The organism is Shinella zoogloeoides, assembly GCF_003574625.1.
Taxonomy (GTDB): Bacteria; Pseudomonadota; Alphaproteobacteria; order Rhizobiales; family Rhizobiaceae; genus Shinella; species Shinella zoogloeoides_A.
In genome coordinates, this window is sequence record NZ_QNUJ01000011.1 from 155,593 (window position 1) to 180,388 (window position 24,796).

Consider the following 24,796-nt stretch of genomic DNA (forward strand, 5'->3'; position numbering starts at 1 on the left):
TCATATTCGGCAGGCTTGCGGCGGAAGACAGTCCGGGAAGGCTGGCGGCAGAATGCCGGCGCGGCTTCGACCGCCTATTCCGGCTCGTTCGTCGGCCGGACGAGAGAAATGACGCGCGGCTTGGAGGGGGCGTCGAGCCATTCCATCCATTTTTCCCTGTCCTCGATCGTGTCGAAGAAGCGCCACACCTTGAAGCCCTCGCTCGTGGCTTCCAGCATCTCGTCGAGGGAAACGAGTTCGAGGGGCAGCGTCACTTCCGTACCCTCGTAGCGGACGAGATAGACGCCCGGTGCGGCCAGCCGAACCACCTGACCGCTGCCATAACTGCCATCCGGATTGTCAGCGGTGAAATACGTTCCGCTCAACGTGTCGGGTTCGCTGGTATTCATGGATATTCGATGCCCTTTCGACAGTTCATTCAAGCTCGCTGGCCCTGCCCACTGAAGGGCGGCCGCGGCGCAGCTTCAGAGTATCCGGTCGGTCAGGCAGGACGCAAGCCGGCTTCCTGCGGCGACCGGGGATACGCCCGCCCTCCTCCTCATGTCCTGCCGTTCAGCCCTTCAGGCCCGGCGCCGCCTTTGCGCGCCGGTGAAAATCCACGCGGACCACATTGGGCGCCTGCCCGGCGGCAAAAGCACTCGGCGGCGCCGAACCGACGGCCGGGATGTCGACCCCGCTCGCGGCTTCGTTTCCCGCCTGCATCTCCTTCAGCTTGCGGTACATCTGCACGACAAGCTTCTTGTAGAAGGCGATGATCTGCTGGTGCTCGCATCGCCGGATATAGAGTTCGTCGAACCGCTGACTCATCTTCCTCACGCCTCCGCTCTTGCAGGGATGGAATTCGCGAGAATTTCAACGGTTCCTAAAACGCTGACCTTATGGCTAACGATTCGTGACCGGCCGCGCCAGATCGGTCACAGGACGGTGAAGATGTCGGGGCCCTTCGGAATTTCTTCTCCATCGTCGTTCCGGATTTCGAGCGCCGCGAACTGCTCGCGCAGCCATTTGGCCGCGGGCCCCGCGGGGCGCTGCTTGTTCCAGATGAGTTCGAGCGCAACCGGATGCGCCCCTTCGTCGAACTGGAGCGGCGGCGTCGCGAGTTCCGTGGCGAGCGGCGAATTACCGAGAATATGCGCGGGGATCAGCGCCCAGCCGATCCCCCTGTGCAGGATCTGCAGGATCACCCAATGGCTCTCGACCCACCAGACTTCCGCGGCAACGCGCAGCCGATGGGTTTCCGCGCCGTCGCTGCGCTTGGCCACCATGATCTGGCGGTGGCGGCGAAGCTCCTCCCAGGTCACGGCGCCATCCGCCAGCGGGTGGTTCCGGCCGCAGACCAGAAGCAACGGCACCCAGCCTATGGTGTGGAAGCCGAGCGTCGGCGGCAGGTCGTCTTCCCGCCACATCACGCCGAGATCGACCTTGCCCTCCAGAACGAGCCCGGCGACATCGCGGGTGGAGGGAAAGAGCAATTCGAGCTCGACATGGGGAAAGCGCCGCGCGAAGGCGGCAAAAAGCGCGCCGATGGCCGGCTCGGGATAGAATTCGTCGACCGCCACGGCCAGGCGCGTTTCGACATGCTCCTCGAAGCTGCGCGCCACGCCGATCAGGTGCTCGCGGCGGTCGAGGATGAGCCTTGCCTCGGGGAGCAGGCGCCTGCCCGCCTCCGTGAGCGTCGGATTGCGCGTGGCGCGGCTGAAGAGTTTTACGCCGATATCGTCCTCCAGCGAGGAGACCAGCAAGCTCACCGCCGACTGCGCCTTGCGCAAATGCCGGGCGGCAGCAGAGAACGAACCCTGTTCGGCGGCGGCGACGAAGGCGTCGAGCTGGTCGAGTGAGACGGTCACCTATCCGTATTCCAGATGGTATCTAACTTTTCCATCCATGAATATCAGATAGAAGTAAGCGCAACAACAAACGAGGACATGAAATGCGCAGCTTCAGCGACCGGGTCCGTCACGCGGTCTTGTTCGAACTCATCGGCCTTGCGATCTTCACGCCGGGCGCGGCTCTGCTGTTCGACCAGCCGATGAGCCATATGGGCGTGATCGGGATCGTCTCCGCCACGGCGGCGACCATCTGGAACTTCGTCTTCAACCTGGCCTTCGACAGGACCATGCTGCGCCTTCGCGGCAGCGTGCAGAAGACGATGGCGATCCGCGTGCTTCACACGGGGCTCTTCGAGGCGGGGCTGATCGTCATCCTCATCCCGTTCATCGCGTGGTATCTCGGCATCAGCCTCCTCACGGCGCTGCTGCTCGATATATCGGTCGTTGCCTTCTACCTGGTCTATGCCTTCGTCTTCAACATCGCCTACGACCGGACCTTCCCCATCGAAACCGCTCCGCTGCCGCGCGCATCCGCGTGAGGCAGCGGGCCTGCCTTCAAATTGCCACAGGCGTTAAGGGGCTGTTTTCATTACAGCATTGTAATCTTTCATTCAGTTTTCGTTCATCGGTCCGGCCATAGGGTCCTCTCACCGACAACAAGGAGCCCAACGATGAAAATCTTCACCCGCACCCTTCTCGCCGCCGTCGCCCTTTCCTTTGCCGCCGCGCCGATGGCGCAGGCCCAGCAGTATGGCGGGCACGACCGCAAGCCCGGCTACTCCTCCTCCTGGGACAAGAAGCAGCAGTACAAGAAGCGCCACAACTGGCGTAAGGGCGAACGTTATTCCGACTGGAAGCGCCGTCCGCCGGTTCGTGACTACCACCGCTACGGCCTGCGCAAGCCCGCCCGCGGCCAGCAGTGGGTGAAGGTGGACAACAGCTACCTCCTGATGAGCGTCGCCACCGGCCTCATCCTCGGCGTCGCAGCCGCCCGTTAAGAAACAAAACGCCACCGCAGCCTTCGCCGCGGTGGCGTTTTTCCTTACCCAGCGATCAGCGAAGAAGCAGCGCCGTGCCGTAAAGCCCGAGGGCGAAGATCGTGTGCGCGACGAGATTGAGCGCCCGCACCGTATTGGCATTCGGCAGTTTCGAGGCGGCGACGCCAATGCCGAGGCCAGGCTGCAGCAGGAACCAGCCGGCACCGACGGTCACGATGCCGAGAATCCACGCCGGCAGGAAGGTGGGCGCCGCGAACCAGCCCGCGCCCATGACCAGGGCCAAAATCACCCCATAGAGAATGCCGACGGCATAGTGGCCGATCCAGCCGAGCGCCAGTTCGCCGGCATAGGGCTCGGCCTTGCCGATATCGTCATGAAAGACGGTTCCGTTCTTCAAATGCCAGAACCAGCGGCCGACCGGCGCCCAGTTCGGCCGCCCCTGGCGGAAAACCTTCCACAGGACGACAGCCCAGGCGTCCATCAGCACCGTCGCGCCGACCCCGATCGCGACACCCTTCAAAAGCAATTCCATGCAATTCCCCTCACCCGCAGTTATTCAACGGGTTAGAGCAGGTCCGCCGGCCGGAGGCAACGGCGTTCAGCGCGTATTGCGCCGGGCCTTGCGGCTTGCCCACCACACGGCAAGGCGGCGGCGCTGGCGGCGCACGAAGTGGGAATCGTGCGAAAGCACCAGCAGGCCGAGCGGAACCATCCAGAAACCGAGCACCGGCAGGAAGCCGAGCAGGCCGCCACAGACGAGAAGGACGCCGATCGTGGTGCGCAGCCAGCGCGATTCCGGCAGTTTCATGCGGAAGGCGCCGACCACGATCTCCCGGGTGCGCGGGTCTACCCCGAAATGCGTCTTGGTTTTCTTTGCCGCCATTCCCTGCCCGTTTCGCTGCAAAGCCCGGTTTTCCAAGGCTCTTCCTCTTCCCAGTTGGAGACTTCTCCACAATCAATCAAGCCCGATGCATTTTTTTGTCAAAAAGCGCTTGGCAAATCGATCAGGCATTTGTATTACGCGCTCACTCCGCAGCGAGCGGATGATCCCTGGTAGCTCAGCGGTAGAGCATTCGACTGTTAATCGACAGGTCGCCGGTTCGAATCCGGCCCGGGGAGCCAGTTTCTAGGAGGGCTGCGCTGAATAGCGCGGCCCTTCTGCTTTTCAGCGCCACACACGCAAAAGGGCCGCCGCTCGGCAACCCCTCTTCGATCTTTATCGATCTGGAAATCGCTAATGCCGGCTTGCCGGCGGGCGCTTCGTGTTCATCTGCAATTCGTGACGGGTGGCGAAGCGGCCGAAGAGGAGGAGGAGTTTGCGTTCTTCTGCCTTGTCGAGCCCGTTCTTGCGGCAATGCTCGAGCACGTCGAGAACATGGCGAGCCTGGCGCGGGCTGAACTGACGATTGTCGATGTGATGGGTCATGGCGGGCTCCTCCGTGCAAGCGGAAGAGAAACACGCCGGGCCGCGCTTTGTTCCCGGCGTGCGATGCGGTCAGGGCACGAGGCCGGCGCCGGTCTGGCCGGCGGTGCGCGCGGCGCCGTAGTCGCGCTCGTGGGCCGTGCGGCGGAAGGCCTGGCTGCGCTCGCGCGGGCGGGCGGAGGGATCGCTCAGCGGCGTTCCCATCACCCCGTCCGCATAGGTGCCGGTGGCGATGTCATCGTCGTCGGTAGGGGTGGCCTGAAAAAGTCCGAAAAGCATCGTGGTACCTCCAGTGTCGTCTCAAACGGGCGGCAGGCCTTTCCGTTCCGCCGCTCGCCGATAGACGCAAAATTAACCATGTTTGCTAACAGGACGTTAAAGCCCGCGCGCTTTCGGCCGGCCTGCGGCAGGAAGCCCCTACGGGAAGAAAAAATCCCTAGCAATCTCCGCCTGACAGGAACACCATTCCTTGCAAAGCCGGCCGCAGCGGCCGAAAAGACGACACCAATCCGGATTTGCAACGCGCGAGGCTCGATTTCCCATGTCCATTCTTCCGTCCGTTCTTGATGCAATCGGCAACACGCCGCTGATCCGCCTCAAGGGCGCCTCGGAAGCGACGGGCTGCGAGATCCTCGGCAAGGCGGAATTCCTCAATCCCGGCCAGTCGGTGAAGGACCGCGCCGCCCTCTCCATCATCCGCGCGGCGGAGCGCTCGGGCGCGCTGCGACCCGGCGGCGTCATCGTCGAGGGCACGGCGGGCAATACCGGCATCGGCCTTGCGCTGGTGGCACAGGCGCTCGGCTATCGCACCGTCATCGTCATTCCCGAGACGCAGAGCCAGGAAAAGAAGGACGCGCTGCGCCTACTCGGCGCCGAGCTCGTCGAGGTTCCCGCCGTTCCCTACAAGAACCCGAACAATTATGTGAAGCTCTCCGGCCGGCTCGCCGAGCAGCTTGCTCAAACCGAGCCGAACGGCGCGATCTGGGCAAACCAGTTCGACAATGTCGCCAACCGCGACGCCCATATCGAGATGACCGCGCCGGAAATCTGGCGCGACACCAACGGCAAGGTGGACGGCTTCGTCTCCGCCGTCGGCTCGGGCGGGACGCTTGCCGGCGTCGCGGCCGGCCTTCGCGCCAAGAATCCCAACATCAAGATCGCCCTTGCCGATCCGGATGGCGCAGCGCTCCATAACTTTTATGAGCACGGTGAATTGAAATCCTCCGGCAGCTCGATCACCGAGGGTATCGGCCAGGGCCGCATCACGGCCAATCTCGAAGGCTTCACGCCGGACTATTCCTACAACATCCCGGATTCGGAGGCCGTTCCGCTGGTCTTCGACCTTATCGAGAACGAGGGCATCGCCGTCGGCGGTTCCTCGGGCATCAACATCGCGGGCGCGATCCGCCTCGCGAAGGACCTCGGCCCCGGCCACACGATCGTGACGATCCTCTGCGACTATGCTAACCGCTATCAGTCCAAACTCTTCAACCCGGACTTCCTCGATTCGAAGGGCCTGCCGGTTCCAGGCTGGCTGAAGGCGAAATCGGGGATCAAGGTCCCCTACCAGCCGGTCGAATAGGTATCATGTCCCTTCCCACCATTGCCCTCTTCCGCGACGATTTCTATCTTTCGACGAACGAGGCGGTGGTGACGGCGGTGCACGAGGACGGCGGCATCGAGCTGGACCAGACCTGTTTCTACGCGACGTCGGGCGGCCAGCCCGGCGACACGGGCTTCCTGGAGCGCGCCGACGGCAGCCGCATCGCGCTCGGCCCGGCGGTGACGGGCGCGACCAAGGAGATCATCATCCACCGGCCGCTCGAAGGCGAGGCACCGCCCATCGTCGGCGAGACGGTCGTCGCCCATATCGACTGGGCGCGCCGCTACCGGCTGATGCGCATGCACACCGCCTGCCATCTCCTTTCCGTCGTCTGCCCCTACCCCATCACGGGCGCTGCCGTCGGCGAGGAGGACAGCCGCGTCGACTTCGACATGACGGAGACCATCGACAAGGACGAGGTGACGGCGAAGCTGATGAAGCTGGTCGAGGAGAACCACTCGATCTTCGTGCAGTGGATCACCGACGCGGAGCTGGCGGCCAATCCCGGCATCGTCAAATCCAAGAACGTGCGTCCGCCCATGGGCCTCGGCCGCGTCAGCCTCGTCTGCATCGGCGAGAATTCCGCCGTCGACAGCCAGCCCTGCGGCGGCACCCATGTTTCCGAGACGCAGGAAGTGGGCGCGATCCACATCGCCAAGATCGAAAAGAAGGGCAAGGAGAACCGCCGGTTCCGCATCCGCTTCGGCGCGCCGGCCTCCGAAGCCTGAAGGGAGAGAAACATGTCCAACGAAAAGAGCAGGTTCGTCGTTTCGGCGGATTGGGTGGAAAAGCAGCTCGGCGCGCCGGAATTCCGCATCGTCGACGCCTCCTGGTATCTTCCCGCGCAGAACCGCAACGGCGCGGCCGAATATGCCGAAGGGCACATTCCCGGCGCGGTCTTCTTCGACCAGGACGTCATCGCCGATCATTCCAGCAGCCTGCCGCATATGGTTCCCGCGCCGGACGTCTTCGCGGCCGAAGTCGGCAAGCTCGGCATTTCCGATACGGACACGATCGTCGTCTACGACGGCCCCGGCATCTTCACCGCGCCGCGCGTCTGGTGGCTGTTCCGCACGATGGGCGCGAAGAACGTCTTCGTCATGGATGGCGGCATCGACGGCTGGAAGAAGGAAGGACGGCCGCTGGAGACCGACCTGCCGGAGCCCGCGCCCGCCACCTTCCACACCAATTTCAATCCCTATGCCGTGACCTCCTTCGAGGAGATGCGCGGCATCGTCTCGACCGGCTCGAAGCAGGTCGCCGATGCGCGCGGCGCCGGCCGCTTCACCGGCGAGGAAGCGGAGCCCCGCGCCGGCATGCGCTCCGGCCATATGCCGGGCGCAAGGAGCATGCCCTCCGGCACCTTCTCGGAAGGCGGGAAATTCAAGGATCTCGCCAGCCTCCGCCGGCATTTCGAGGCGTCGGGCATCGATCTCTCCAAACCGGTCGTCACGAGCTGCGGCTCCGGCATCACCGCGGCGATCATCACGCTGGCGCTTCATTCGCTCGGCCACGAGGAAAACACGCTCTATGACGGCTCGTGGACGGAATGGGGCGGGCGCGAGGATACGCCCGTCGTCACCGGGCCCGCTGTCACCGGCAAGGACTGACCATGGCGAAGAAGGCCCAGTCCGCGCCGATATCCGTCACCATCACCGCGCTCGAAATGACCGCGCCGCCGAAGCAGAGCCTGCCGGTGCCGGTCAATGTGCAGACGGCCATCCTCGGCGCGCCGGACATTCCGCTCGCCTTCTACCGCTTCCTCTACCGGCAGGTGGGCAGCCGCTGGCACTGGGTCGACCGGCTGCGCATGGACGACGGGACGCTGACTGCCACGCTGCACGACAAGCGCAACAGCGTGAGCGTGCTTTACGTCGACGGCGCGCCCGCCGGCTTCTTCGAGTTGCTGCGGATCGATGACGACACGGTCGAGCTCTCCCATTTCGGCCTCTTCGAGCGGGCGCTGGGGCACGGCATCGGCAAATGGTTCCTGCTCCAGACGCTCTATGCCGCCTGGGCGCTCGGGCCGAAGCGGGTCGTCGTCACCACCAACAGCCTCGACCATCCGCGCGCCCTGCAGCTCTACCAGATGTTCGGCTTCTCGCCGGTCGGCACGATGGAGGCGGAGGTCACGCCGCTTTCCGATGCCGAGCTTCTGGCGCTCGCCAAACGCGACTGTCTGATGCCGGCCGAGCGGCGTTAATCACCCTGAACGGCGCCTAACCGGCCGGTTCATCTTTCCTTCAGGTCATGCGTGGCACTTTCCGCCCGAAAGACGAAACCGAAGGAGACACCGTCCATGCAACGCCGCGCCTTTCTGACCGCGTTTGCCGCAACCCTCGCCGCGCCGGCCTTCTCGGGCCTTGCCCTGGCACAGGAAACGCCGTCCGAGGACATGATCCTGCGCCGCCTCGACGCCGCGCCCGCCCGCCGCATGCGCGAGGACGAACGCGTGACCGTGCGCGAGTTCAAGCGCCGCGCGGACCTGCGCCGCGCCGCGCCGTCCATCGACATTCAGTCGATCAATTTCGAGTTCGCCTCGGCCGAAATCCCGCGCTCGGAATACCGCAAGGTGCGCCAGATCGCCCGCGCCATGGAGCAGATCCTGCGTCGCCGCCGCCGCGCCGTCTTCCTCATCGAGGGTCATACGGATGCCGTCGGCTCGGCCTCGTCCAACCAGATTCTCTCCGAGCGCCGCGCCGATTCGCTGAAATGGGTGCTGGTGCGCGAATTCGGCCTGCCCTCCCGCGCGCTGGAAACCGTCGGCTATGGCGAGGAATACCTGCTGGTGCCGACCGAGCGCGAGGAATGGCGCAACCGCCGCGTCACGCTCCGCCGCATCGACGAATTCGTGCGCTGATCGCCCGACCGACCATTCTCACCGCCGGCCTCGCGCCGGCGGTTTCGATTCCAGGCAGGAAACGGGTGTCGGGCCGGCGGGATTGCATGGATGCTCTTCACATCAAACGCAGCACCACCATGACCATTCGCTTCCTGCCCATGCCCACCGAAACTGCGAACATCTACTGGAGCGGCGGCCCTGATGCCTATGGCATGACGCCCGAGCGCCATGTGTCCGATGGCGACGGCGTGCCCTGCCGGCACTGCCTGCGGCTCGTCGGCGCCGGAGAGCCCTATCTCACCCTCGCCCACCGCCCCTTCCCGGCCCTCCAGCCCTATGCCGAAACCGGGCCGGTCTTCATCCACGCCGAACCGTGCGAGACCCATGAGCCATCGGAAGCGATGCCGCCGATGCTGACGAGCCGCGACTATATCGTGCGGGGCTATTCGGCGGAAAACCGCATCCTCTACGGCACCGGCGCCGTGGTGCCCAATGCCGATATTCCGGCCTATGCGGAAACTTTGCTTGCGCGCGAGGATGTCGCCTACCTGCACATCCGCTCGGCCCGCAACAATTGCTACCAGTGCCGCGTAGAGCGCGCATGAGAAAGGCCCGGATCGCTCCGGGCCTCGCAGGCGACTGACAAAGCCTCTCACCTCTCCTTCGTCATGGCCGGGCTCGACCCGACCATCCATGCTCCGGGTGAGGCGTGGATCCTCGGGTCAAGCCCGAGGATGACGTGGCGTGTGGGGCGGGTGTTCCGGCAGGTCGGGCCCAAACCTTTGCGGGCCCTTCCGCCGATACCCTCAAGCCACGTTCAACACCGCCTCCGGCGCGAAGGACTCGTAGCCGAGCGCTTCCGCGACAGCGCGGTTCGTCACGCGGCCCTTGTGCACATTGAGGCCGGCGCGCAGGTGCCGGTCCTCGGCAATGGCCTTCAGGCCCTTGTCGGCGAGCTGGAGGCCGTAGTGGAGGGTCGCGTTGTTGAGGGCGTGCGCCGAGGTGACCGGAACGGCACCCGGCATGTTGGCGACGCAATAGTGCACCACGCCATCGACCTCGAAGGTCGGGTCGGAATGGGTCGTCGCGTGGGACGTCTCGAAGCAGCCGCCCTGGTCGATGGCGACGTCGACGATGACCGCGCCCTTCTTCATGCCCGAGAGCATTTCGCGGGTGACGAGCTTCGGTGCGGCGGCACCGGGGATGAGCACGGCGCCGATGACGAGATCGGCGGAGAAGACCTCCTCCTCCAGCGCGTCGATGGTCGAATAGCGCGTGTGGACGCGGCCACCGAAGAGATCATCGAGCTGGCGAAGGCGCGGGATCGAGCGGTCGAGGATGGAGACATCCGCGCCGAGGCCGGCCGCCATCTTCGCCGCATGCAGGCCGACGACGCCGCCGCCGACGATGGCGACCTTGGCCGGGGACACGCCCGGCACGCCGCCAAGCAGGATGCCGCGCCCGCCGTTTGCCTTCTGCAGCGCCGTGGCACCGGCCTGGATGGAGAGACGCCCGGCGACCTCCGACATCGGCGCGAGCAGCGGCAGGCCGCCGCGGTCGTCCGTCACCGTCTCATAGGCGATGGCGGTGACGCCCGAGCCGAGGAGGCCCTTGGTCTGTTCCGGGTCGGGAGCGAGGTGGAGGTAGGTGTAGAGAATTTGTCCGTCGCGGAGCTGCGCCCATTCAGCGGGCTGCGGTTCCTTGACCTTCACCACCATGTCGGACTTCTGGAAAATGTCCGCGGCGGTGGGCACGATCTTCGCGCCGGCGGCGCGATAGGCGTCATCGTCTGCGCCGATGCCGGCGCCGGCCCTGGTCTCGACGATCACCTCGTGACCGTGGGCGACGTATTCCCGCACGGCACCGGGCGTCAGACCGACCCGATATTCATGATTCTTGATTTCCTTCGGACAACCGACACGCATGCGCGTTCCTTTCCCAGTGATGTTCCCGTTGTTGCCGCCGCGTTCGGCGGGGACATCATGGAAGCAGAGGATGCGTGCAATGTCCTTGCAAAGCCCCTTGGCGAAACGGTCTCCTTTCGAATATTCTTCGAATATCAGCGGAATTTTCGGAGAAAATTCGAATGGTGCAACGGGATGCTATCGATGCTGCGATCCTGAAGGCGGTTCAGCAGAACGGGCGAATCTCCAATGCCGAGCTTGCCGAGCGCGTCGGGCTCTCGCCATCGGCCTGTTCGCGTCGCCTGGATATCCTGGAAAAGTCCGGCATCATCAACGGATACCATGCCCGCGTCTCGCCCAAGGCGCTCGACTACAAGATGATCGCCATCGTGCATATCTCGCTCTCCGGCCAGTTCGCCAAGACGCTGGCGGAATTCGAGGCGGCGGTGAAACTCTGTCCGAACGTGCTGGTCTGCTACCTGATGTCGGGCGAATACGACTATATACTGCGCGTCGCCGCCAAGGACCTCGAGGATTACGAGCGCATCCACCGCGACTGGCTCTCGGCCCTGCCCCATGTGGTGAAGATCAATTCGAGCTTCGCGCTACGCGAGATCATCGACCGGCCGAATGTCGGGGTTTGAGCAGCGTGAAGCGGTTTTGCGTCCGGGATTGCGCGGTCAAAACCGCAGGCTGATGCCCGCGCGGCGCAAGAGCCAGTAGAACAGCGCAGTCGCGGCGATGCCGAGCATCATCGCCCAGAAGAAGCCGGAGCTGCCTTCGCTCAGCGGAAGGCCGCCGGTATTCATGCCGAAGACGCCGACGACCAGCGTGCCGGGCAGAAGCAGCGCGCTCATGATGGCCATGGCCCTCAGGCTCCGGTTGGATTCGTCCGCGAGCTCCGCCGCCATTTCCTCCTGAAGCAGCCGCGCGCGGTCGTTGACCATCACGATTTCTCGGTCGAGCCGTTCCAGCCGCATGGAGAGGCGCCCAAGCACCGCATGGGCATGCTCGGAAAGCGTCCAATCCTCCCGGTCCTCCTCCTCGAACAGCGCCACCATGCCGGCGACGGGCCGGTGCAGCGATACCGCGAGGCGGCGCACTTCCTTGAGGCTGCGGCGCTCGTCGCTGAGGCGTTCCGTCACCAGCCGGTCTTCCACGGCGTCGAGAAGCGCCGCCGCCTCCTTGAGGCGGATGGCCGTGTTCTTGCAGAAGGCGGTGACGATGGCTTCGAAGACCTCGTAGGCCGTCGTTGGGCAGAACCCGTCGGCGAAAGCGCGGCGCACGCGGTTCACCGCCTCGACGGGATGGCGGCGGCCGGTGACGAGCAGGCGCTCGGTCAGGGCGAAATGCAGCCGCCCGATGGTGGTGGAGGTGCGCTCCATGTCCTGCTGGAGATCGGCGACGACGCCGTGGGTCGTGCCCGCCTCGCAGCCGAGGACGAGGCTTTCGTCATTGCCTTCGAGGATGGCGCGCGCCGCCGCGGGCAGCCGGCACCTCGCCGCAAGCCAGCCCTGCATGCGCTGGTCGACGAGATCGACATGCAGCCACACCCAGCCGTCCTCGGCGGCAAGCGCCGCATCGAGCTCCGACGGCGCGATCGGCACGACCGGGCCGCCGGGGCCGGCCCGGTAGGCGCCGACGAGCCCCGGCGTCAGTCCTCTTTCCCTCTGGTCCAGCAGGTTCAAGGGAAGATCCGGCGTCAGTAGACGTCCGGCACGTACATCTCGTCCGGCGGCTCATGCCGGATATAGTCGTCGTGGCGCACGCGCTCCGGCAGTTCGATGACCGCCTTCGGCACGTCCTCGTAGGGGATCTGCGTCAGGAGATGGGCGATGCAGTTGAGGCGCGCCTTCTTCTTGTCGACGGCCTCGACGATCCACCAGGGCGCTTCGGGAATATGGGTGCGTTCCAGCATCTCTTCCTTCGCCTTGGTATAGTCCTCCCAGTGGACGCGGCTTTCGAGGTCCATCGGGGAGAGCTTCCACTGCTTCAGCGGGTCGTGGATGCGCATGCGGAAGCGGAATTCCTGCTCCTCGTCGGTGATCGAGAACCAGTATTTGACGAGCACGATGCCGGAGCGCACCAGCATGCGCTCGAATTCCGGCACCGAGCGGAAGAATTCCTCCAGCTCGTCCGGCGTGCAGAAGCCCATGACGCGCTCGACACCGGCGCGGTTGTACCAGGAGCGGTCGAAGAGCACCATTTCACCGGCCGAAGGCAGGTGCGGCACATAGCGCTGGAAATACCATTGATGGCGCTCGCGCTCGGTCGGCGCCGGCAGGGCGACGACGCGGCAGACGCGCGGATTGAGGCGCTGGGTGACGCGCTTGATGGCGCCGCCCTTGCCGGCCGAATCGCGGCCCTCGAACAGGACCACGACCTTCAGCTTCTTGTGGTGCACCCAGTCCTGCAGTTTCACCAGCTCGTGCTGGAGGCGGAACAGCTCGCGGAAATAGATGCGGCGCTCCAGCGTCTGGACGGGCGCCTCGGACATGCCCTCGGCGATGAGGTCGTCCAGCCGCTCCTCCTCGATCTGCATTTCCAGCTCCTCGTCGAAGCTGTCGGCGATCTCCGCCTTGATGCGGTTCAGGTGATGGTCGTCGAACATGAGCAATATCCGTCGATGAGGAAGGTGAAAGGCCGTTGCCGTCGGGAGGCGCCATGCGCGATCAAGCCATGGCGCCGCCTGCTCCTATAGGAAGCCTTCATGAACCTTTTGTGACGGAAAGCGGGTCGGAAACCTCAGACTTCCAGGCCGGACGAGGCTGCGGGCGCGGCGGTGGAGATCACCCGGTTCCGGCCGGCATTCTTGGCGGCATAGAGCCGCGCATCGGCCGCCGAGAGAAGGGCGTTCAGCGTGGTGCCGTCGCTGTAGCTGTTGGCGACGCCGATGCTGACCGTCACGGATATGCCGTCCGGCCGGCGGACCTCGTCCTCCACCATGCGGCGCAGGGCCTCGGCACGGTCCGTCCCGACATCCGGCGTGATGTCCTCCGACAGGATGACGAATTCCTCGCCGCCGAAGCGGAAGACCTTGTCATTGCCGCGCATCGCCCGCTGCAGGCAGGTGGCGACGGTCTTCAGCACCTCGTCGCCGGCAAGATGGCCGAACCGGTCGTTGACGTCCTTGAAGTGGTCGGCGTCGATGATCATCAGCGCCATCGGCTTGCCGGCCGCCAGCATGGCGGAAAGCAGGCGGGGCGCCTCGAATTCCAGCCGGCTGCGGTCGTAGACGCCGGTCAGCGCATCGCGGCCCGAGCGGTCGAGCAGGTCCTCGTAGCGCTCGCGGAAGGTCAGGTCGGCAAAGATGTCGGAAATCGGCCGCGGCGAGACCGGAATGGCCGAGATGCGCGAATAATGCAGATAGACCGTCATCATGACCGCATAGGCGCAGGCCGCCATCATCTTGGCGATCCAGCCGCCCCAGAACACCTCGATCGGCGCGTTATTGAGGAAATGCAGCGCCCCGTAGAAGCCCACCTGGTCGAATGTCAGCACGATGACGCCGGACACGAAGAAGCGCGTGGCCGTGCTCTTCTTGAACACTCGCCCCAGCCGCTCGTAGAGCAGGATGATGCCGAGCGAATCGAGATAGAGCAGCGTCGTGCCAAGTAGCATCAGCCAGCCCATCTCGTCGATGAAGGCAAGGTCGGCGACGCGGCCGGGCACCGCCCCCACCGTCTGGTGATGGCGCAGGAAGAAGCCGAGACCGACAGTCAGGAAGTTGCCGGCGAGCAGGCCGTAGATCGGCGCGCGCACGACCGCCGCGTCCTCCTTCACGTAAAGAAGGAGGATCATCATCAGCTTGCCGGAGAAGAGAACCGAGGATCCGGGCGAGATGACGCCGAAGGGCAGTTCGATATAGAAGACCGCCGCAAGATAGGTCTCGAGGAAGTGCATCACCCCGAGTGCCGCGACGAAGACGCCGATGCCGATCTGGTGGCGCAGGTGCAGAAGGCCCACCATGAAGACGAAATAAAACCCGGCCTCGATGAGAAGCAGGATCAGGTTTTCAGTTCCCATGGGCAATCCGCAGATTTTCGACTTTCCCCGCCAGTATAGCGGGAGAGTCACAACAAGTCGTTTCCTGCGGATACAGGCAATCGCGCCGGTTCTCCAGCGCGTTCGCGTCATTTTGTATGATTTATTTGCGACTGTCCGCCCGGATCAGACCGGCCGGCTCTCCTCGCCATCGCTGAAAAGCGAGGAACCATGCTGGTCGGCGATCTGCCTTGCCTTGCGGAAGGTCGAGGCGACCGTATCGTCCCGCGAGGAAAACAGGTCGGCGCGGATGAAGGTGCGCACCAGCACGCGCTCGCCATCCTGCTTTTCTATGCGGCCGGCAAGACGGAACTGGCCGCCCTCCGCGATGGGGGCCGCGACGAGGAGAAGGTCGTTATAGGCCTCGGTTTCCTCGGCGACCTTCGCCGGAGTAGCCGAGTCGCCGCCGCGACCGAAGAGTTTTGAAAAGAACGATGCCATGGCCGATTGCTAGCACAGGCGGAAGCGCGCTCCAAGAGGAACGCGCCGCCGGCTCCCGTGTCCCTTAGATGATGAGGTTTGCGAGAATCTCGTTCTCGGTGATGTCCTGGTAGCGCATGCCCGCAGTATCGAACGCCTTGCGCAGCGCGACGAAGTTCTCCGGCGCCTTTGTCTCGATGCCGATAAGGATCGAGCCGAAGTTGCGGGCGGACTTCTTGAGGTACTCGAAGCGGGCGATGTCGTCGTGCGGGCCGAGCAGGTTGAGGAAGTCGCGCAGCGCGCCCGGACGCTGGGCAAGGCGCAGGATGAAGTATTTCTTCAGCCCCGCATGGCGCATGGCGCGCTCCTTGACGTCCGGCAGGCGCTCGAAGTCGAAATTGCCGCCGGAGACGACGGCGACGACCGTCTTGCCCGCCAGCGCCTCGCGGCCGAGCGCCTCCAGAGCCGTCAGCGAAAGCGCGCCGGCCGGCTCCAGCACCACGCCCTCGACATTCAGCATGTCGATCATCGTCACGCAGATCGCGTTTTCCGAAAGCAGCATGACCTGGTCGGCGGAGAAGCGGCTGAGCGCGGCGAAATTGAGCGCGCCGATCTGCCCGACCGCGGCGCCATCGACGAAATTGTCCACCTGGTCGAGCGTCACCACCGTGCCGCTTTCGAGGCTCCGCTTGAGGCTCGGCGCGCCGGCCGGCTCGCAGAAGACGAAGCTCGACGGGCCGATCGTGCCTTCGAGATAGCCGGTGACGCCCGAGGCGAGGCCGCCGCCGCCGACCGGCAGGGCGACAATATCCGGCAGCTTGCCCTCGCCGAGCTGGGCGAGGATTTCCGCCGCCACGGTCGCCTGCCCCTCGATGATGTCCGCATGGTCGAAGGGCGGCACCATCTGCGCGCCGGTCGCCTCCGCATGGTCACGGGCGGCCTTGTAGCACTGGTCGAAGAAGTCGCCGACCAGCCTGATCGTCACGAACTCGCCGCCGAAGATGCGCGTCTTGTCGATCTTCTGCTGCGGCGTCGTCACCGGCATGAAGACCACGCCCGGCACGCCGAAATGCTTGCAGACGAAGGCGAAGCCCTGCGCGTGGTTGCCGGCCGAGGCGCAGACGAAGCTGCGCGCGCCGTCCGGCTTCGCCAGGACCTTGCGGAAGAAGTTGAACGCGCCCCGAATCTTGTAGGAGCGCACCGGCGAGAGGTCCTCGCGTTTCAGGTAGATCTCCGCGCCGTAGCGGGCGGAAAGATGCTCGTTGAGCTGGAGCGGTGTTTCGGGAAAGAGCCCGCGCAAAGCTTCGCAGGCTGCGTCGACGTCCGGTTTCATGCCGTTCGATGCCATCCTTGAGTTTGGACAATGCAAAGGCTATAGCATCGTGCAGAAGAGTGGACAGCGGTTTTCAGCAAAAAACGACGCGGAAAACAAAAAGTTGCCTATCGCAGCGACGGGCACGGCCCGCCCCGGCCGCGCGGCCTTTCGAGACCAGACCTTGAGCCCAGCCGGCATGCAGGACGACCACCGTTGAACGCCACGATTTTCCGGTCCGCCATCCATATCGCAGCCATCAGCGGCATATACCTTTCCGTGGCGATGCTGATTCCGGCCTTCATCGACATCTATTACGGCCATCGGGACTGGGAGATCTTCCTGCTTTCGGCCTTCATGACGGGCGGCCTGTCGCTGGCGACGGCGGCGGCGACCCGCGCCGGCCCGCCGCCCTTCAACAAGCGCATGGGCTTCCTCGTCGTCAACATGCTGTGGATCTCGGGCTGCTTCATCGGCGCGATCCCGCTGTGGCTTTCCTCGATGAAGCTGACCTTCGCGCAGGCCCTCTTCGAATCGGTCTCGGCGATCAGCACGACCGGCTCCACCGTCATCGTCGGCCTCGACAACGCCCCGCCCGGCATCCTCATGTGGCGCTCGCTGCTGCACTGGCTCGGCGGCGTCGGGATCCTGGCGCTCGGCCTCTTCATCATGCCGTATCTGCGCGTCGGCGGCATGTCCTTCTTCAAGCTCGAATCGTCCGACACCGCCGACAAGCCCTTCGCCCGCATCGCCAGCTACACCCGCGCCTTCCTCGCCATCTATGTGGCAATCACCATCATCTGCGCCGTCACCTATGCGGCGCTCGGCATGAGCCGCTTCGACGCGGTGAACCACGCCATGTCGACGGTCGCGACAGGCGGGCTTTCGACTCACGACGCCTCCTTCGGCTACTACAAGAGCCTGCCGCTGCTGTGGGCCGGCACCTTCTTCATGACGCTGAGCAGCCTGCCCTTCTCGGTGCTGATCCTCTTCGTCGTGCGCCAGCGGCTCGATGCCTGGCGTGACCCGCAGATCCGCGTCTTCCTCGGCTATCTCGTGCTCTTCTCCGTCGCGGCCAGCATCTATCTGCGCCTGCAGAACGGAGTCAATTTCCACGAGGCGCTGGCCCATTCCTTCTTCACCGTCTCCTCGATCATCTCGACGACGGGCTTTGCCAGCGACGACTATACGAGATGGGGCCACTTCATCGTGGCGCTCGCCTTCGTCGCCACCTTCCTCGGCGGCTGTTCGGGCTCGACGGCGGGCGGCCTCAAGGCCTACCGCCTCATCATCCTCTTCAACTCCATCCGCACCGGTCTCTACCGCCTCATCTATCCCGACGGCATCCATGCCGTGCGCTACGGCTCGATGACGGTCGATGCCGACCTACAGCGCAACGTCTTCCTGTTCTTCATCACCTATGTCGCGATCTCCGCCATCGGGGCGATCCTGCTCGGCCTGATGGGCTACGACGTTCTGACCGCCGTCTCGGCGGCGGCGACCTCGCTTTCCAACGTGGGGCCGGGCGTCACCCCGGAGATCGGCCCCGCCGGCTCCTTCACGGTGTTCCACGACGCGGCGCTCTACGTGCTCTCCTTCCTCATGCTGCTCGGGCGTCTCGAAATCCTCACCGTGCTGGTCATCCTGACGCCGCTCTTCTGGAAGAGCTGACGAGAGCCCCGGACAAAGCGCCGGCCATCCTTGACTGTTGCCGCGCTTCTTCGCATCCTGCCCGCAATCCGGCTGGAGGAAGACTGAATGTCCGTGTGGAAGTCCCTGATGCGTTTGACCTTTGTCGCCGCGCTCGCGCCGACGCTCGCGCTTGCCGGCCCCCTCGCGGACGCCGCGAACAAGGCGGAGGAACAGGCCGCCGCCGGCGACACGGTCGGCGCGCACAACACGATCCGCGACGCCTATGGCGCCTTCGCCGCGACGCTCCCCTTCTCCATCGGCAAGGCGATCTTCGTCGCCGCGCCGCCGCAGGGCTATGGCATGTATACCACCCGGCCCGATTCCAGCTTCAAGGCGGGCGAGGCGCTGATCTCCTATGTCGAGCCGGTCGGCCTCACCTGGCGCGCCGCCGATGGCGGCCTCCTGGAATCGCATTTCACCGTCGACCTCGAACTGCTCGATCCCAAAGGGACGAAACTTGCCGAGCAGAAGGCCTTCGGCTCCTTCGACTTCAAGGGCAGCGTGCGCAACCAGGAGGTCTTCGCCAAGCTGACGCTCAATCTCACGAGCCCGCCGGCCGGCGACTACGTGCTGCGCTACCGCTTCCGCGACAGCGCCAGCGGCGCGGTCGCCATCAGCGAGCAACCCTTCAAGATCGTGCCCTGAGCGGGTGCGCGTCCCGTTTACCGCAGTGCAAGAGAAATTGTGACAAGGCCGAATCAACGCTTTCCAGCGCGTTGACGGTCAATTATGACAGCCGCATGACAACCCCAGCCATGTAAGGGGCATCCATGCTTTCGCTGTTTCGCAAACTCATGCCGCGCGAAGACCGTTTCTTCGATCTCTTCGAGCAGCATTCCCGCACTGTCGTCGGCGCCGCCGAATCGCTCCGCACGCTGCTTGCCGGCGGCCCGGACATGGAAAAGCACTGCGACCGGATCGTCGAACTGGAAAACCAGGCCGACGAGATCACCCATGAGGTCCTGCAGGCCGTGCGCCGCAGCTTCATCACGCCCTTCGACCGCGGCGACATCAAGGACCTGATCCAGTCGATGGACGACGCCATCGACATGATGCACAAGACGGTCAAGACCATCCGCCTCTACGAGCAGACGAGCTTCCAGCCCGGCATGCAGGAAATGGGCGAGACCGTCGTCAAGGCCGCCCATCTCATCGCCGAGGCGATCCCGCTGCTCGACAAGATCGGCGTGCATGCCGGCCGCCTCGGCACCATCGCGGAAGAGATCACCCGCGTCGAGGGCCGCTCCGACGAATTGCACGACCGCGGCCTGAAGGACCTCTTCAGGGAATTCGGCAAGACCGATCCGATGGCCTATATCATCGGCAGCGAGATCTACGGGGAACTCGAGAAGGTCGTCGACCGCTTCGAGGACGTCGCCAATGAAATCAGCGGTATCGTGATCGAGAACGTCTGATGGACGCCACGCTCGCCCTTCCGCTGCTGGTCGGCCTCGTCGGCATCGCGCTCGTCTTCGACTTCCTGAACGGCCTGCACGACGCGGCGAATTCCATCGCCACGATCGTCTCCACCCGCGTGCTGCGCCCGCAATACGCCGTCCTGTGGGCGGCCTTCTTCAACTTCATCGCCTTCCTGTTCTTCGGCCTGCATGTCGCCGAGACGCTGGGCAAGGGCATCATCGATCCCTCCATCGTCAGCCCGCTGGTCATCTTCTCGGCGCTGATGGGAGCGATCATCTGGAACGTCGTCACCTGGGTCTTCGGCATCCCGTCGAGCTCCTCGCATGCGCTGATCGGCGGCCTCGTCGGCGCGGGCCTCGCCAAGACCGGCTTCGACGCCGTCGTGTGGAGCGGCCTCATCAAGACGGCGAGCGCCATCTTCCTGTCGCCGGCCATCGGCTTCTTCCTGGCGCTGATCCTCATCCTGATCGTCTCGTGGATCTTCGTGCGCCAGACGCCCTTTGCCGTCGACCGCACCTTCCGCGTCATGCAGTTCCTGTCCGCCTCGCTCTATTCGCTCGGCCACGGCGGCAACGACGCGCAGAAGACCATGGGCATCATCGCCGTACTGCTCTATTCGCAGGGCTATCTCGGCGGCGACTTCTACGTGCCCTTCTGGGTGGTGATCACCTGCCAGTCCGCCATGGCGCTCGGCACGCTGATGGGCGGCTGGCGCATCGTGCACACGATGGGCTCGAAGATCACCCGCCTCAACCCGATGCAGGGCTTCTGCGCCGAAACCGGCGGCGCGATCACCCTCTTCGCCGCGACATGGCTCGGCATCCCGGTCTCCACGACCCACACGATCACCGGCGCCATCATCGGCGTCGGCGCCGCCCGCCGCGTCTCGGCCGTCCGCTGGGGCATCGCCGGCAACATCGTCATCGCCTGGATCGTCACCCTGCCCTCGGCAGCAGCGATCTCGGCGCTGTTCTACTTCGCGGTGAACGCGGTTTCGGGCTGACGGCGAAGAAATGAGGGCTGTCGCTATCGCGGCAGCCCTGTTTCGATCTATCCCCTGAGCCGCTGCTCAGTCGACATAGTTGGCGAATACGCCGAAACCACTGGAAAAGCAGCTGCCGCCGCTCATCCATGTCGAGCTCTGGCCCGGCCCCACGCGAAGCGTCGCGCTGGCGCCGAGCGCCAATGCCAACCGTGCCTCCACCAGCCTCGAGCCGATATTGCGTACCGAGCAGCAACTTCCGCACGTCACTTCAACGTCCTTCGCGGCAGTTCCCGCTACTCCACCGAGCACCTGTGCGGACGAGACGGCTGGAAAGACCAGAGATATTGCAGACACCAGAAGAATTGCAGGCATTTTTCGATGCATTTTTCTCTCCTATGGTTTGATACAATCGTCATTCTTGAGCCATGCAGCCCGCACCGAAGGTCCGTTATTCGTAACATTCCTGTATATTACGGTGGCATAGCCTGAATCGCTGAAGCAGACATCTATGCCGCGCGTGTATTGGCCCCCAATGACGGTGAAGTTTCCTTTATCCGTCCTGCACACCTCGTCGTAGATGTTTATGACCCGCGTATCCCCGCTGAAAATGAAACTCCCATCAATGCAAATTGACCCTGCATGAGCGGTGCCTCCAACAAACATGGCGAGGCAGAATGCAATTTTTGATTTCATAACCCCCTCCATTTCAACATCTTAAAGTTATACTTATTTCAGTTGCAATTCAATAATAAAGCAACTTTAGAATGCATATTCGTGAATTTTCCCTGCAACCGCCCTTTGAAGGCTGACATCCGCAAGGGAAGCCAACTCGGATATGCCTGTAGGAAATGTTTTATGCCTCGCGCTCTTGACTGCTTCGCCCGAGCAATCGAAAACGCGCGGGAAGCGGGCGTGGCGAAACTGGTAGACGCAAGGGACTTAAAATCCCTCGGCCTTGGCTGTGCGGGTTCGATCCCCGCCGCCCGCACCAGCATTCTTCCGGAATCACGGCAAACAAAAAGGGCGCGGCCCCTGACGCTGGCCGCACCCTCTTTTTCAGCGACGTTTCAGGAGAACGTCAGGCCGAAAGCTTTGCCGCGATCTTGGCGACATGCGCGCCCTGGAAGCGGGCGGCTTCGAGTTCGACTTCCGAAGGCTGGCGCGAGCCGTCGCCGTCGGTGATCGTCGAGGCGCCGTAGGGCGAGCCGCCCTTGACGGCATCGACGCCCATCTGGCCCTGGAAGGCATAGGGCAGGCCGACGACGGCAAGGCCGTGGTGCAGCAGCGTGGGGATGAAGCCGAGGATGGTGGATTCCTGGCCGCCGTGCTGGGTCGCCGAGGAGGTGAAGACCGAGCCGACCTTGCCGACCAGCTTGCCCTGCGCCCACAGGCCGCCCGTCTGGTCCCAGAAATTGCGCATCTGCGAGGCGACCGTACCGAAGCGCGTGCCGGCGCCGACGATGATGGCGTCGTAGTTTTCGAGCTCGGCCACGGTGGCGATCTCGGCCTTCTGGTCCATCTTGTAGTAGGAAGCCTTGGCAACCTCTTCCGGAACCAGTTCCGGAACGCGCTTGACGGTCACGTCGGCACCGGCCGACTTCGCGCCTTCTGCCGCAGCATAGGCCATGGCTTCGATGTGCCCGTAGGCCGAATAGTAAAGAACCAGAACTTTCGCCATCGTCGTCTCCTGTCTTGCGATGCCTTTCCGCTTGATCGCGGCGTCGGCTTGGATGTAGCACTTCAAGGTGGCGGCCACCCAGAAGCTGCCCGGTCGACAGACTGTTCACCCTCCATTGACAATGCCGCCGCATCGGTCGGCAATATTGTCCGAAGTCCAGAGAGCGCCCATGAGTTCCAGCCCCGCCGCCACCGCCGCCATGCTCGCCATCGGCGACGAACTCCTTTCCGGGCGCACCAAGGACAAGAATATCGGCCAGCTCGCCGACATGCTCTTCCTCGCCGGCATCGACCTCAAGGAAGTGCGCATCGTCGGCGACGACGAAGACGCGATCGTCGATGCGCTGAACGCGCTGCGCGCGCGCCATACCTACGTCTTCACCTCCGGCGGCATCGGCCCGACCCATGACGACATCACCGCGGATGCCGTCTCCAAGGCGTTCGGCGTGCCGTGCCTGCACGATCCGCTGGCGATGGAACTGCTCGGCGCGATGTATGCGCGGCGCGGCGTCGAGTTCAACGAGGCCCGCAAGCGCATGGCGCGCATGCCCGAGGGCTCCGTCCATATCGAGAATGCCGTTTCCACGGCGCCGGGCTTCCATATCGGCAATGTCTATGTGATGGCCGGCGTGCCGCAGGTCTTCACCGCGATGCTCGGCACCGTCGTGCCGAAGCTCGAGGGCGGGCGGCCCATGCTCCAGCGTTCCGTCGCCTCGCCCTTCGGCGAGGGCGATATCGGCAGCGCGCTCGCCGAGATCCAGAAGAACCATCCGGAGACCAGCATCGGCTCCTATCCGCGCTTTTCGGAAAACCGCTTCTCGACGGAAATCGTCATCCGCAGCCGCGAGGAATCTCCGGCGCTTGCGGCCGAACGTGATATACTTGCGATGATTGCAGAAATCGCCGCGGCCAAGGCGGGCGTTTGATCCCGATCAAGGTTATGGCGTTTCGGCAGGCGCAAGGTTCGTGTGGACCAGACAGGAGGCCGAAATGAGCTACAAGACCATCGTGGCGGTGCTGAGCGCCGCGGAGGATGCCGGCAAGGTGACGGACCACGCGCTTGCGCTCGCGCGCCGCACCGGCGGGCATGTCGTCGGCATTCACGCGGAATCGCCGGTCGTGGTCACGTTGATCGCGCCCATGGAATATCCCGACCCAAGCGCCGTCCTCGACCTGCAGGAACGCGCCCGCCGGCAATCGCGCGAGGTCGAGCAGGCCTTCCGCTCACGCTGCGAGCGCGACGACATCTCCTATGAATGGCGCCTCTTCACCGGCACCGCCGGCTATGCCTCGGCCGGCGTCATCGACAGCGCGCGCGGCGCCGACATCGTCATCGCCGGGCAGTTCGACCCGGACGCTGACGGCCCGGCGCAGGAGGATATCGAAGACCTGCTCTACGAGAGCGGCCGCCCGGTCTACCTCGTCTCCAATGCGCCGGCCGGTCCCGAACCGATCGACCGGGTGCTGCTCGCCTGGAACGGCTCGAAGGAATCGGCGCGCGCCGCCTTCGATGCCCTGCCCTTCCTGACGGCAGCGAAGGAGGTCGAGATCTTCACCGTCGATCCGCCGGAGAACTCCATGCAGTCGCGCGAATTCTGCGGCGCCGAACTTGCGGCGACGCTCGCCCGGCACGGCATCAAGACCACCGTCGCCTCACGCGGATCGGAGCGGCATTCCGTCGCCGAGACCGTCAACCACCGTGCGACGGAGATCGGCGCAGGCCTCATCGTCATGGGCGCCTACAGCCATTCGCGGCTGCGCCAGCGCCTCTTCGGCGGCGTCACCAGCGCCATGATGCGCCACGCCCGCGTGCCGGTGCTGATGTCCCGCTGAAGCGGACTTCGCTGTGGATCGCCCGGCCTGCATGGCCGGGCGGCGATTTCCTTGAGCGGCGACTTGCATTAGAGAGAAGGAATCTTCTTTTTTCCGCCTATCAGGAGCCCGTCATGTCGCTGCCCGACAAAGCCTTCCCCGTTTCCTGGGATCAGTTTCACCGCGACGCGCGCGCGCTCGCCTGGCGGCTGGCGGACGGCGACCGCGAATGGAAGGCGATCGTCTGCATCACCCGCGGCGGTCTCGTGCCGGCGGCGGTCATCTCGCGCGAACTGAACATCCGCCTGATCGAGACGGTCTGCGTCGCCTCCTACCACGATTATGTCTCGCAGGGCGACATGCACGTCCTCAAGGGAATCTCGTCGGAGCTCACCGAGCAGGGCGGCGAAGGCATCCTTATCGTCGACGACCTGACGGATACCGGCAAGACCGCCGCGCAGGTCCGCGCCATGCTGCCGAAAGCGCATTTCGCCGCCGTCTACGCCAAGCCCAAGGGCCGTCCGCTGGTCGACACCTTCGTCACCGAAGTCAGCCAGGACACCTGGATCTATTTCCCCTGGGACATGGGCTTCACCTACCAGGAGCCGATCGCCAAGGGCAGCCGCGGCTGATAGCGGCGGCGTCTCGCCTGCCCTATGTGCCGGCGTTTCTTTCACGCCAGAGTCCTCGCCTTTTCCAGCCGTTTTCCGGGCGTTTCCGCCCGGGAAGCCGCAGCCTTGCGGCCGCTAAAAGGGGCCTCCGGCGAGTCGGGTTGACGGCAGGGAGAATCACTTTATCCACGGATCACAACTCTTCGGGGATGACTATTCCCTGAT

General features: G+C 64.4%; 31 protein-coding genes and 2 tRNA genes. 18 read left to right on the forward strand and 15 right to left on the reverse strand.

Annotated elements, in window-relative coordinates:
* Window positions 1-74: 74 nt before the first annotated feature.
* From DSD28_RS20965 to DSD28_RS20975, 3 genes are all read right to left on the reverse strand, one after another.
* Window positions 75-389: a hypothetical protein gene (locus tag DSD28_RS20965; protein ID WP_119258378.1), complete on the reverse strand. Its 315-nt coding sequence runs from the start codon at window positions 387-389 to the stop codon at window positions 75-77.
* A gap of 163 nt (window positions 390-552) precedes the next feature.
* Window positions 553-816: a hypothetical protein gene (locus tag DSD28_RS20970; protein ID WP_162911495.1), complete on the reverse strand. Its 264-nt coding sequence runs from the start codon at window positions 814-816 to the stop codon at window positions 553-555.
* Window positions 817-914: 98 nt separating this feature from the next.
* Entirely contained in the window at window positions 915-1,847 is a 933-nt protein-coding gene (locus DSD28_RS20975) for a LysR family transcriptional regulator (RefSeq protein WP_119258380.1), read from the reverse strand.
* Between the two features lie 83 nt (window positions 1,848-1,930).
* Between DSD28_RS20975 and DSD28_RS20980 the strand changes: the two genes are divergently transcribed.
* Both DSD28_RS20980 and DSD28_RS20985 read left to right on the forward strand, forming a co-directional pair.
* Window positions 1,931-2,368 (forward strand): PACE efflux transporter, encoded by a 438-nt coding sequence (locus tag DSD28_RS20980; protein ID WP_119258381.1) that lies wholly within the window; start codon window positions 1,931-1,933, stop codon window positions 2,366-2,368.
* A 138-nt stretch (window positions 2,369-2,506) separates the two neighbouring features.
* On the forward strand, window positions 2,507-2,827 hold the full coding sequence (locus DSD28_RS20985) for an RcnB family protein (RefSeq protein ID WP_119258446.1): 321 nt from the start codon (window positions 2,507-2,509) through the stop codon (window positions 2,825-2,827).
* Window positions 2,828-2,882: 55 nt separating this feature from the next.
* On the opposite strand, the gene DSD28_RS20990 is transcribed toward DSD28_RS20985, so the two are convergent.
* Window positions 2,883-3,359 carry a DUF2938 domain-containing protein gene (locus tag DSD28_RS20990; RefSeq protein WP_119258382.1) on the reverse strand — a complete coding sequence of 159 codons (477 nt, stop codon included), beginning with the start codon at window positions 3,357-3,359 and terminating at the stop codon, window positions 2,883-2,885.
* A 66-nt stretch (window positions 3,360-3,425) separates the two neighbouring features.
* Complete coding sequence (locus tag DSD28_RS20995; protein ID WP_119258383.1) at window positions 3,426-3,710, reverse strand: hypothetical protein; 285 nt, start codon at window positions 3,708-3,710, stop codon at window positions 3,426-3,428.
* A 164-nt stretch (window positions 3,711-3,874) separates the two neighbouring features.
* Here DSD28_RS20995 and DSD28_RS21000 point away from each other — a divergent pair.
* Window positions 3,875-3,949: transfer RNA gene (locus DSD28_RS21000), tRNA-Asn, on the forward strand.
* Window positions 3,950-4,061: 112 nt separating this feature from the next.
* Here DSD28_RS21000 and DSD28_RS21005 read toward each other — a convergent pair.
* Window positions 4,062-4,253, reverse strand: coding sequence for a hypothetical protein (locus tag DSD28_RS21005; protein ID WP_119258384.1), 192 nt, complete (start codon window positions 4,251-4,253; stop codon window positions 4,062-4,064).
* A gap of 69 nt (window positions 4,254-4,322) precedes the next feature.
* A complete protein-coding gene (locus DSD28_RS21010; protein WP_119258385.1) occupies window positions 4,323-4,529 on the reverse strand; it encodes a hypothetical protein in 207 nt (68 codons plus the stop codon).
* Window positions 4,530-4,791: 262 nt separating this feature from the next.
* Here DSD28_RS21010 and DSD28_RS21015 point away from each other — a divergent pair, with 262 nt between their 5' ends.
* The 6 genes from DSD28_RS21015 (at window position 4,792) to DSD28_RS21040 (ending at window position 9,300) form a co-directional block, all read left to right on the forward strand.
* A complete protein-coding gene (locus tag DSD28_RS21015; RefSeq protein WP_119258386.1) occupies window positions 4,792-5,832 on the forward strand; it encodes a cysteine synthase A in 1,041 nt (346 codons plus the stop codon).
* A 5-nt stretch (window positions 5,833-5,837) separates the two neighbouring features.
* On the forward strand, window positions 5,838-6,581 hold the full coding sequence (locus DSD28_RS21020) for an alanyl-tRNA editing protein (RefSeq protein WP_119258387.1): 744 nt from the start codon (window positions 5,838-5,840) through the stop codon (window positions 6,579-6,581).
* 12 nt (window positions 6,582-6,593) lie between these two features.
* The gene (sseA, locus tag DSD28_RS21025) at window positions 6,594-7,463 is read left to right on the forward strand and encodes a 3-mercaptopyruvate sulfurtransferase (protein ID WP_119258388.1); all 870 of its coding nucleotides are present in this window, start codon (window positions 6,594-6,596) and stop codon (window positions 7,461-7,463) included.
* A 2-nt stretch (window positions 7,464-7,465) separates the two neighbouring features.
* Entirely contained in the window at window positions 7,466-8,056 is a 591-nt protein-coding gene (locus DSD28_RS21030) for a GNAT family N-acetyltransferase (RefSeq protein WP_119258389.1), read from the forward strand.
* Between the two features lie 96 nt (window positions 8,057-8,152).
* Window positions 8,153-8,713, forward strand: a complete 561-nt coding sequence (locus DSD28_RS21035; protein ID WP_119258390.1) for an OmpA family protein — start codon at window positions 8,153-8,155, stop codon at window positions 8,711-8,713.
* Between the two features lie 119 nt (window positions 8,714-8,832).
* Entirely contained in the window at window positions 8,833-9,300 is a 468-nt protein-coding gene (locus DSD28_RS21040; RefSeq protein ID WP_119258447.1) for a DUF1203 domain-containing protein, read from the forward strand.
* Window positions 9,301-9,501: 201 nt separating this feature from the next.
* Here the strand turns inward: DSD28_RS21040 and ald are convergent, their stop codons facing one another.
* Window positions 9,502-10,620 carry an alanine dehydrogenase gene (ald, locus tag DSD28_RS21045; RefSeq protein ID WP_119258391.1) on the reverse strand — a complete coding sequence of 373 codons (1,119 nt, stop codon included), beginning with the start codon at window positions 10,618-10,620 and terminating at the stop codon, window positions 9,502-9,504.
* Window positions 10,621-10,781: 161 nt separating this feature from the next.
* Between ald and DSD28_RS21050 the strand changes: the two genes are divergently transcribed.
* Window positions 10,782-11,243 (forward strand): Lrp/AsnC family transcriptional regulator, encoded by a 462-nt coding sequence (locus DSD28_RS21050; protein WP_119258392.1) that lies wholly within the window; start codon window positions 10,782-10,784, stop codon window positions 11,241-11,243.
* Between the two features lie 36 nt (window positions 11,244-11,279).
* On the opposite strand, the gene DSD28_RS21055 is transcribed toward DSD28_RS21050, so the two are convergent.
* The 5 genes from DSD28_RS21055 to ilvA all read right to left on the reverse strand — a co-directional run bounded on the left by DSD28_RS21055 (window position 11,280) and on the right by ilvA (window position 16,396).
* Complete coding sequence (locus tag DSD28_RS21055) at window positions 11,280-12,287, reverse strand: CorA family divalent cation transporter (RefSeq protein ID WP_119258393.1); 1,008 nt, start codon at window positions 12,285-12,287, stop codon at window positions 11,280-11,282.
* Between the two features lie 14 nt (window positions 12,288-12,301).
* Complete coding sequence (gene ppk2 / locus DSD28_RS21060; RefSeq protein WP_119258394.1) at window positions 12,302-13,210, reverse strand: polyphosphate kinase 2; 909 nt, start codon at window positions 13,208-13,210, stop codon at window positions 12,302-12,304.
* 134 nt (window positions 13,211-13,344) lie between these two features.
* Window positions 13,345-14,625 (reverse strand): GGDEF domain-containing protein, encoded by a 1,281-nt coding sequence (locus tag DSD28_RS21065; protein ID WP_119258395.1) that lies wholly within the window; start codon window positions 14,623-14,625, stop codon window positions 13,345-13,347.
* 144 nt (window positions 14,626-14,769) lie between these two features.
* Entirely contained in the window at window positions 14,770-15,084 is a 315-nt protein-coding gene (locus DSD28_RS21070; RefSeq protein WP_119258396.1) for an HlyU family transcriptional regulator, read from the reverse strand.
* A 64-nt stretch (window positions 15,085-15,148) separates the two neighbouring features.
* On the reverse strand, window positions 15,149-16,396 hold the full coding sequence (gene ilvA / locus DSD28_RS21075) for a threonine ammonia-lyase (RefSeq protein WP_119258397.1): 1,248 nt from the start codon (window positions 16,394-16,396) through the stop codon (window positions 15,149-15,151).
* Between the two features lie 195 nt (window positions 16,397-16,591).
* Here ilvA and DSD28_RS21085 point away from each other — a divergent pair, with 195 nt between their 5' ends.
* The 4 genes from DSD28_RS21085 to DSD28_RS21100 all read left to right on the forward strand — a co-directional run bounded on the left by DSD28_RS21085 (window position 16,592) and on the right by DSD28_RS21100 (window position 20,489).
* Window positions 16,592-18,046, forward strand: a complete 1,455-nt coding sequence (locus DSD28_RS21085; RefSeq protein WP_119258399.1) for a TrkH family potassium uptake protein — start codon at window positions 16,592-16,594, stop codon at window positions 18,044-18,046.
* 108 nt (window positions 18,047-18,154) lie between these two features.
* Window positions 18,155-18,712, forward strand: coding sequence for a hypothetical protein (locus tag DSD28_RS21090; RefSeq protein WP_245424896.1), 558 nt, complete (start codon window positions 18,155-18,157; stop codon window positions 18,710-18,712).
* 125 nt (window positions 18,713-18,837) lie between these two features.
* The gene (locus DSD28_RS21095) at window positions 18,838-19,482 is read left to right on the forward strand and encodes a DUF47 domain-containing protein (RefSeq protein ID WP_119258401.1); all 645 of its coding nucleotides are present in this window, start codon (window positions 18,838-18,840) and stop codon (window positions 19,480-19,482) included.
* A complete protein-coding gene (locus tag DSD28_RS21100; protein ID WP_119258402.1) occupies window positions 19,482-20,489 on the forward strand; it encodes an inorganic phosphate transporter in 1,008 nt (335 codons plus the stop codon). The genes DSD28_RS21095 and DSD28_RS21100 overlap by 1 nt, the downstream gene beginning before the upstream one ends.
* 66 nt (window positions 20,490-20,555) lie before the next feature.
* On the opposite strand, the gene DSD28_RS26035 is transcribed toward DSD28_RS21100, so the two are convergent.
* Window positions 20,556-20,855 carry a hypothetical protein gene (locus DSD28_RS26035; RefSeq protein ID WP_162911496.1) on the reverse strand — a complete coding sequence of 100 codons (300 nt, stop codon included), beginning with the start codon at window positions 20,853-20,855 and terminating at the stop codon, window positions 20,556-20,558.
* Between the two features lie 522 nt (window positions 20,856-21,377).
* On the opposite strand from DSD28_RS26035, the gene DSD28_RS21105 reads away from it, so the two are divergent.
* A tRNA-Leu gene (locus DSD28_RS21105) sits at window positions 21,378-21,462 on the forward strand.
* A gap of 87 nt (window positions 21,463-21,549) precedes the next feature.
* Here the strand turns inward: DSD28_RS21105 and wrbA are convergent.
* On the reverse strand, window positions 21,550-22,149 hold the full coding sequence (wrbA, locus tag DSD28_RS21110) for an NAD(P)H:quinone oxidoreductase type IV (protein ID WP_119258448.1): 600 nt from the start codon (window positions 22,147-22,149) through the stop codon (window positions 21,550-21,552).
* Window positions 22,150-22,318: 169 nt separating this feature from the next.
* Here wrbA and DSD28_RS21115 point away from each other — a divergent pair, with 169 nt between their 5' ends.
* The 3 genes from DSD28_RS21115 (at window position 22,319) to gpt (ending at window position 24,592) form a co-directional block, all read left to right on the forward strand.
* Window positions 22,319-23,074 carry a competence/damage-inducible protein A gene (locus DSD28_RS21115; protein ID WP_119258403.1) on the forward strand — a complete coding sequence of 252 codons (756 nt, stop codon included), beginning with the start codon at window positions 22,319-22,321 and terminating at the stop codon, window positions 23,072-23,074.
* 64 nt (window positions 23,075-23,138) lie between these two features.
* The gene (locus DSD28_RS21120; protein ID WP_119258404.1) at window positions 23,139-23,981 is read left to right on the forward strand and encodes a universal stress protein; all 843 of its coding nucleotides are present in this window, start codon (window positions 23,139-23,141) and stop codon (window positions 23,979-23,981) included.
* 113 nt (window positions 23,982-24,094) lie between these two features.
* Window positions 24,095-24,592 (forward strand): xanthine phosphoribosyltransferase, encoded by a 498-nt coding sequence (gpt, locus tag DSD28_RS21125; RefSeq protein WP_119258405.1) that lies wholly within the window; start codon window positions 24,095-24,097, stop codon window positions 24,590-24,592.
* Window positions 24,593-24,796 lie beyond the last annotated feature (204 nt).

Bases quoted from the DNA above. Each gene is read 5' to 3' on its own strand.
- DSD28_RS21030 (WP_119258389.1), top strand. From the start codon at position 7,466: ATGGCGAAGAAGGCCCAGTCCGCGCCGATATCCGTCACCATCACCGCG.
- sseA (WP_119258388.1), top strand. From the start codon at position 6,594: ATGTCCAACGAAAAGAGCAGGTTCGTCGTTTCGGCGGATTGGGTGGAA.
- gpt (WP_119258405.1), top strand. From the start codon at position 24,095: ATGTCGCTGCCCGACAAAGCCTTCCCCGTTTCCTGGGATCAGTTTCAC.
- DSD28_RS21035 (WP_119258390.1), top strand. From the start codon at position 8,153: ATGCAACGCCGCGCCTTTCTGACCGCGTTTGCCGCAACCCTCGCCGCG.
- DSD28_RS21115 (WP_119258403.1), top strand. From the start codon at position 22,319: ATGAGTTCCAGCCCCGCCGCCACCGCCGCCATGCTCGCCATCGGCGAC.
- DSD28_RS21095 (WP_119258401.1), top strand. From the start codon at position 18,838: ATGCTTTCGCTGTTTCGCAAACTCATGCCGCGCGAAGACCGTTTCTTC.
- DSD28_RS26035 (WP_162911496.1), bottom strand. From the start codon at position 20,855: ATGCATCGAAAAATGCCTGCAATTCTTCTGGTGTCTGCAATATCTCTG.
- DSD28_RS21005 (WP_119258384.1), bottom strand. From the start codon at position 4,253: ATGACCCATCACATCGACAATCGTCAGTTCAGCCCGCGCCAGGCTCGC.
- DSD28_RS21015 (WP_119258386.1), top strand. From the start codon at position 4,792: ATGTCCATTCTTCCGTCCGTTCTTGATGCAATCGGCAACACGCCGCTG.
- DSD28_RS21010 (WP_119258385.1), bottom strand. From the start codon at position 4,529: ATGCTTTTCGGACTTTTTCAGGCCACCCCTACCGACGACGATGACATC.
- wrbA (WP_119258448.1), bottom strand. From the start codon at position 22,149: ATGGCGAAAGTTCTGGTTCTTTACTATTCGGCCTACGGGCACATCGAA.
- DSD28_RS21050 (WP_119258392.1), top strand. From the start codon at position 10,782: ATGGTGCAACGGGATGCTATCGATGCTGCGATCCTGAAGGCGGTTCAG.
- ilvA (WP_119258397.1), bottom strand. From the start codon at position 16,396: ATGAAACCGGACGTCGACGCAGCCTGCGAAGCTTTGCGCGGGCTCTTT.
- DSD28_RS21100 (WP_119258402.1), top strand. From the start codon at position 19,482: ATGGACGCCACGCTCGCCCTTCCGCTGCTGGTCGGCCTCGTCGGCATC.
- DSD28_RS20965 (WP_119258378.1), bottom strand. From the start codon at position 389: ATGAATACCAGCGAACCCGACACGTTGAGCGGAACGTATTTCACCGCT.
- DSD28_RS21065 (WP_119258395.1), bottom strand. From the start codon at position 14,625: ATGGGAACTGAAAACCTGATCCTGCTTCTCATCGAGGCCGGGTTTTAT.
- DSD28_RS20990 (WP_119258382.1), bottom strand. From the start codon at position 3,359: ATGGAATTGCTTTTGAAGGGTGTCGCGATCGGGGTCGGCGCGACGGTG.
- DSD28_RS21020 (WP_119258387.1), top strand. From the start codon at position 5,838: ATGTCCCTTCCCACCATTGCCCTCTTCCGCGACGATTTCTATCTTTCG.
- DSD28_RS21120 (WP_119258404.1), top strand. From the start codon at position 23,139: ATGAGCTACAAGACCATCGTGGCGGTGCTGAGCGCCGCGGAGGATGCC.
- DSD28_RS21070 (WP_119258396.1), bottom strand. From the start codon at position 15,084: ATGGCATCGTTCTTTTCAAAACTCTTCGGTCGCGGCGGCGACTCGGCT.
- DSD28_RS21090 (WP_245424896.1), top strand. From the start codon at position 18,155: ATGCGTTTGACCTTTGTCGCCGCGCTCGCGCCGACGCTCGCGCTTGCC.
- DSD28_RS21040 (WP_119258447.1), top strand. From the start codon at position 8,833: ATGACCATTCGCTTCCTGCCCATGCCCACCGAAACTGCGAACATCTAC.
- DSD28_RS20995 (WP_119258383.1), bottom strand. From the start codon at position 3,710: ATGGCGGCAAAGAAAACCAAGACGCATTTCGGGGTAGACCCGCGCACC.
- DSD28_RS20980 (WP_119258381.1), top strand. From the start codon at position 1,931: ATGCGCAGCTTCAGCGACCGGGTCCGTCACGCGGTCTTGTTCGAACTC.
- ppk2 (WP_119258394.1), bottom strand. From the start codon at position 13,210: ATGTTCGACGACCATCACCTGAACCGCATCAAGGCGGAGATCGCCGAC.
- ald (WP_119258391.1), bottom strand. From the start codon at position 10,620: ATGCGTGTCGGTTGTCCGAAGGAAATCAAGAATCATGAATATCGGGTC.